At 64.4% G+C, this 3,332-nt stretch carries 4 protein-coding genes; all 4 read left to right on the top strand.

Features of this window, described 5'->3' with window-relative positions:
- Positions 1–922 (top strand): ATP-grasp domain-containing protein (locus tag VKP01_RS16265; protein WP_324414156.1); only part of this gene is annotated, 922 nt, incomplete at its 5' end.
- On the top strand, positions 906–1,871 hold the full coding sequence (locus VKP01_RS16260) for a hypothetical protein (protein ID WP_324414154.1): 966 nt from the start codon (positions 906–908) through the stop codon (positions 1,869–1,871). The genes VKP01_RS16265 and VKP01_RS16260, both read left to right, overlap by 17 nt.
- Before the next feature lie 180 nt (positions 1,872–2,051).
- On the top strand, positions 2,052–3,200 hold the full coding sequence (locus tag VKP01_RS16255; protein WP_324414152.1) for a putative peptidoglycan glycosyltransferase FtsW: 1,149 nt from the start codon (positions 2,052–2,054) through the stop codon (positions 3,198–3,200).
- A 26-nt stretch (positions 3,201–3,226) separates the two neighbouring features.
- Positions 3,227–3,332 (top strand): glycosyltransferase (locus tag VKP01_RS16250; protein WP_414706599.1); only part of this gene is annotated, 106 nt, incomplete at its 3' end.

The raw sequence follows: 3,332 nt of genomic DNA, 5'->3' as shown, positions 1-3,332 counted from the left end.
CAAGTTCGCCATGATCGAGGCGCTGCACGCGACCGGCATCCCGGCGGCGCGGCAGGCGCTTTGCCGAAGCCGCAGCGAGGCCGAAGATTTCGCCCGACGGGTGGCCGGACGGATCGTCGTCAAGCCGCTCAATTCGGCCCTCAATGATGGCGTCTTCTTCTGTGACACGCCGCGGGCGGTCGCAGAGGCCTGTGCCGCCCTTCTCGGTCGGCGCAGCGTCTATGACACGCCCATCGATGCCGTGGTGGTGCAGAGCTATCTCGACGGGGAGGAATTCTACGTCAATACGATGAGCCGTGGCTCGGTGCATCGGGTCGCCGAAATCTGGCGTACAACGCATGTCTGCGCCAATGGCGTGCACAACCTGCTCGATTCGGCCGTCCTGCTGCCCGCCGGGGGTGAATTGCAGGCAGAACTGCGCACCTATGCCTTCGCTTGTCTCGACGCGCTCGGCGTAACCGACAGTCCGGCCCATCTCGAGATCCGGATGACGCGCGAGGGGCCGCGCCTCGTCGAGCTGGGGGCACGTCTCGTCGGCGGGCCGTTGTCGCGGATCGCACGCCTCGCCTCGGATGACAATCAGATCGATGCCATCGCCCGCGCCTATACCGCGCCGGAAGCCTTCAAGGCCACCGCAGCGCGCCCGTATCGCTGCGAGGGCAGCGTCTCCTGCACGGCATTGATCGCGCGCTGGCGCGGGCGCCTTCTCGGTTATCCGGGGCTTGCGCGCATCGAGGCGCTGGAGAGCTACAGGGAGGCGATTACCCTGCTTGCGCCGGGCGGAGACTTGCAGCCGACCGTCAATGATCTGACCTATCCAATGATGATCATTCTGGCCCATGGCGATGCCGCCGCGGTGATCCGCGATTCCCGAACCATTCGCCTGCTCGACGACAGGGACTTCTATGACCTCGCCCCGTGACTCCGCCTCCGGGGTCCCCGGGAAGGCCGGTCGTCCCTGGATCGTCCCGGGTGCGGTCTTCGTCCTCGGCTATACCCTGATGAATGCGGGAAAGTCGGTCTTCGAGGGCCATGTCCTGGTCTCCCTGACACCTGCATTCATAGCCTTCAACTGCTTCGTTCTCGCCCAGGTCGTCTATATCGGGCTGCACCGTGACAGGAAAGGGCTGATAAACCGGGTGCGGGCGCATCCGGGCAAGGTGCTGATCATCAACCTGACCACCCTCCTGAGCTGGCTGGCCGTGCTCTATGCACTGGCCTCCCTGGAACCGGTCGTCGTGAACGGTATCGTCGTGGGTGCCATTCCACTCGTCACGCTGGCGCTTGCACCCTGGTTGCGCCCGGCGATGCCGATCGTAACGGCGGAAAAGATCGCCGCGTTCGGCTGCAGTGCTTCCGTCATCGCGCTGACGATCGTCTCCATGCGGGGATTGTCGGGCCTCGGCGCACTCCCGCCCGTCGTCGTGGTCACGGGTTTGATCGCGGCGCTGCTCACGGCTTTCGGGGTCGCTACCAACACCTATGCGACGCGCGCGCTGACGGATGCGCAGTTCACTTCCGCAGATATCATGAGCCTGCGCTTTACCCTCCTGAATATCGCGGCAGCAGGCATTCTCTTCACGCAGGGGGGGTGGACGCCCTATACGGGCGAGGTGCTCGCGATCATTCTGGTCTTGACGGTCGTCGGCGTCTTCCTCGGCATCTACTGGCTGCAGATCGGCATTGCGCGGACCGAACCGATGACGGTGTCGCTGTTGTTTGCGACCAATCTGATCTTCACCTTCATCGTGCAGCTGCTCGACCCGCGTATCGCCGTTTCCTGGTCGAGTTTCTCCGCGATCCTCGTCCTGACCGCCTTCACGATCTACGGGACCCGGGCGGCTTTCGTAGATCGCGCGCGGCCTGCATGACTCCCGCGCATCCGCGACGGAGCCCGAAGCGGGAAGCGAATGGCGGAGCGGCCGCGCCGGGCGATCGTGCATCTTCTTCAGTCCTTCTTAACCAGCCGTTCACCACAATCACGTCATGGCTGTCTGCCGGAGGCTTCCGTTGGGGAGCCGATACGTTCGACGTGATTTCGGGGATGAAGCATGGTCTCGCGTGCGCAGCGCTCGCTCGTCGGCGATTGGTGGTGGACGATCGACCGGTCGTTGCTGGCCGCCCTGATCGGGCTGATGGTGATCGGTCTCGTCATGCTGATGGGTGGCGGGCCGCCGGTCGCCTCGCGGATCGGGCTCTCGACCTTCCATTTCGTCGAGCGGCAGGCGCTGTTCCTGTTGCCGGCGCTGATGGTGCTGGTGACGATCTCCTTCCTCGATGCAAGGCTGATCCGCCGGCTCGCGCTGGCCACCTATGTCATCGGCATGATGCTGGTCTTGGCCGCGATCCAGTACGGGCCCGAGATCAAGGGCGCGCATCGCTGGATCTCGCTGATGGGGCTGAGCATCCAGCCCTCGGAATTCGTCAAGCCGGCCTTCGTGATCCTCACCGCCTGGGCCTTTTCCGAAACGGCACGGCGCCCGGATCTGCCTGCGGTCTGGATTGCCTTCGCGCTGCTGCCGCTGACGATCACGCCCCTGATCCTGCAGCCTGATTTCGGCCAGACCATGCTGATCACCGCCATCTGGGCCGGGATGTTCTTCATCGCGGGGCTGCATTGGTTCTGGGTGATGGGACTCGGCGGGGTTGGCGTGCTCGGTATCATCAGCGCCTATAATCTGCTGCCGCATGTGCGCGAACGTATTACCCGCTTTCTGGACAGCGAGTCCGGCGATACCTTTCAGGTCGACATGGCGCTCGAATCCTTCGCACGCGGCGGGTGGCTCGGGCGCGGGCCGGGCGAGGGCACGGTCAAGCGTGTGCTGCCTGATGCCCATACCGATTTCATTTTCGCGGTGACGGCGGAAGAGTTCGGAATCGCGATCTGCCTCGTCATCGTGATGATCTATGCCTTCATCGTGCTGCGCGGCCTGTTGCTCGCAGGCCGCAACGAGGACTCCTTTTCACGGCTCGCCGTTTCCGGGCTCTTGCTGCTGTTCGGGCTGCAGGCGAGCATCAACATGCTGGTCAACGTGAATCTGCTCCCTGCCAAGGGTATGACCCTGCCCTTCATCTCCTATGGCGTCTCGTCACTGTTCTCGCTCGCCCTCGCAGCCGGATTCCTGATCGCACTGACGCGCAAGCGTCCGCATTCGCGGCTGCAACCGCGCGCCTATGTCCCGCGCCCGGCCGGAGCCTGAGCATGAATGCCGACAAACCCCGCGTGATGATCTCCGCCGGCGGCACGGGCGGGCATCTCTTCCCCGCCGAGGCGCTGGCCGGCATCCTGCGCGCACGCGGCTTCGAGATCTTGCTGGTCACCGACAACCGCA

The organism is Saliniramus sp. (genome assembly GCF_035311605.1).
In the GTDB taxonomy this organism is placed as follows: Bacteria; Pseudomonadota; Alphaproteobacteria; order Rhizobiales; family Beijerinckiaceae; genus Saliniramus.
This window is presented reverse-complemented; position numbering and strand designations above follow the sequence as displayed.

Bases quoted from the DNA above. Each gene is read 5' to 3' on its own strand.
- VKP01_RS16260 (WP_324414154.1), top strand. From the start codon at position 906: ATGACCTCGCCCCGTGACTCCGCCTCCGGGGTCCCCGGGAAGGCCGGT.
- VKP01_RS16255 (WP_324414152.1), top strand. From the start codon at position 2,052: ATGGTCTCGCGTGCGCAGCGCTCGCTCGTCGGCGATTGGTGGTGGACG.